The sequence below is a fragment of the Ideonella sp. P3_A4 genome (assembly GCF_056403075.1).
The window spans coordinates 1-1,709 of the sequence record NZ_JBFUGE010000947.1 but is presented as its reverse complement, the minus strand read 5'-3'; the positions used below and the strand labels follow the sequence as shown (position 1 = coordinate 1,709).

1 protein-coding gene is annotated in these 1,709 nt (G+C 62.9%); it reads right to left on the bottom strand.

The genetic code is table 11. From position 1 onward, the window contains the following. On the bottom strand, positions 1-1,483 hold a 1,483-nt coding region (locus AC1DYI_RS34715), incomplete at its 3' end, for a TonB-dependent receptor (protein WP_477208646.1). Between the last annotated feature and the right edge of the window lie 226 nt (positions 1,484-1,709).

Here is a 1,709-nt window from a genome sequence, read left to right as displayed (position 1 = left end):
AGACATCCGTCTGGTCGATATCGGACTTCATGTAGCTGTTGCGGAACGACGAGCCGGTGACCATCATCAGCGACGGGTCGAGCACCGAACCTTCGATGCTCAGCACCGGGAAGTCCTTCGAGAAATCGACCTTGGTCGTGCCGCGGTTGAAGCTGGCGGTGCCCAGCACGGCGTTCGAGCCATACGGGCTGTCGGCGCCCGACTCGGCCGTGGAGTGATGCGTGTCGAGCTCGAAGCTGAGGCTGTTCGACGCCTTCCAGGCCACATTGAAGCCCAGCGAATCGTTCGTGTTCTTGGTGGCGTACTTGGCGCCGCCCATCGCGATGTCGCTGGTGGCCGGATTGATGGTCTCCGAGTAGAAGATCGGGCCGGCGACCGGGCCGTCCGTCCACGAGCTGGACGACGGGCCGAAGTTGAACCAGGCCGACAGCTCGTTGCGCTTGGTCTGGAGCTTCAGTTCCGAATACGTGTAGTCCAGCGTCGCCGTCAGTTCCTTCATCGGCGCCCACTGCAGCGTCAGCTGCCCGTTGGTGCGTTGGCGCTTGATGCCGCTGACGCCGTAGTTGATGTTCTGCGGCACCGAATAGATGTCGTCCGGGCCCGGGCGGTTGGTGATGTTCTCGGAGCCAGGCTGACCCGGCTGCGGGATCGTGCCCCAGTTGTTCTCGTCGCCCTTGAAGCTGCGCCAGCCGTTGGGCACGCCCGCATAGCTCAGGCCCAGGTTGCGCTCTTGGTAGCTGCCACTGATGGCGATGCCGAAGGTGCCATCGGCAAAGGTGTTGCTGTAGATGCCCGAGACCTCGGGCGTGACCTGGCTGCCTCTGAGCGAGTCGGGGATGCGATTGTTCGACTCGTCGTACATCGCCTTCACGCCGAGGTTGGCGCGAAAGCCTGGGTTGTCGAGCGGACGCGCCGTCTTGATGTTGATCGTGGCGCCCATGCCGCCGGCCGGCGAGGCTGCACGGCTGGTCTTGTAGACCTCGAGCGCTGCGATCGATTCGGACGCGAGGTTGGCGAAATCAAAGGCGCGCGAACCGGAAGCACCGGTGTCGACGATGCCCGAGGCCGGCATCTGGCGACCGTTCAGCAGCACCAGGTTGAACTCAGGGCCCACACCGCGCACGGTGATCTTCGAGCCCTCACCGACCGAGCGGTCGATCGACACGCCGCTGATGCGCTGCATCGACTCGGCCAGATTGGTGTCGGGGAACTTGCCGATGTCTTCGGCAACGATGCCGTCAACGATGCCTGACGAATCACGCTTCAAGCTCAAGGATGTATCCAGGCTCTTGCGGATGCCCGTCACCACCACCGTCTCGACCTGCTCTTCAGATTTGGCAGGGGCAGGCGCGGCGGCAGCCTGCTGTTGTGCGATGGCAGAGCCTGCCCCGCCGATCAAGAGTCCGCATGCCGCTGCGAGGTGGGTCATGCGGAACGCCGGGTGCCGGCTGTACTGGCGGCTGGCACGAGGGCTAATGGACATGAGGCGGTCTCCAGTAGGTTTTTGACTGCGATGCCCCTTCCGGCATCGACGCTTTCGGCGCCATCAGCCACAATGGCGACGCTGTTTTGAAAGCGGTTTCAAGAGAATACGATTTGTGCAAGCGCTTGCAACCTAGTAGACACCCTAGGCCAATGCCAGCGCTGTGCAACTAACGGAACATCCATGAGCCATGGAACCAGAATCCGCCCTGCCGTGCCCTCTGCTG